The 328-nt window shown below is 46.6% G+C and carries 2 tRNA genes; both read right to left on the reverse strand.

What is annotated here, in order from left to right:
• Positions 1-60: 60 nt before the first annotated feature.
• Positions 61-131, reverse strand: a tRNA-Gly gene (locus tag HMPREF2686_RS08365).
• A 5-nt stretch (positions 132-136) separates the two neighbouring features.
• A tRNA-Val gene (locus tag HMPREF2686_RS08370) sits at positions 137-209 on the reverse strand.
• Positions 210-328: the final 119 nt, after the last annotated feature.

A 328-nucleotide genomic window follows, 5' to 3' on the forward strand; every position in this document is an offset into this window, starting at 1 on the left:
TAACCACCTGAGCTACGCGCCCAAGTTAAACAACTTGGTAAAAATTGAACAAAAGTTCAAAGCGGGTGACGAGAATCGAACTCGCGACAACAGCTTGGAAGGCTGTAGTTTTACCACTAAACTACACCCGCTTGAATGGGAGTTAACGGGATCGAACCGCTGACCCTCTGCTTGTAAGGCAGATGCTCTCCCAGCTGAGCTAAACTCCCAGATGGTCGTTTAACTCAGCCAACGGTGAGAAACTACGTTTCTCTTATCCGCCGATTGGAATCTCGATTACCTCTCGATTCCAACTAAGCTAAACTCCCAAATGAGCCTAGAATTAACT

This window comes from Streptococcus sp. HMSC057G03, from assembly GCF_001808745.1.
Taxonomy (GTDB): Bacteria; Bacillota; Bacilli; order Lactobacillales; family Streptococcaceae; genus Streptococcus; species Streptococcus parasanguinis_Z.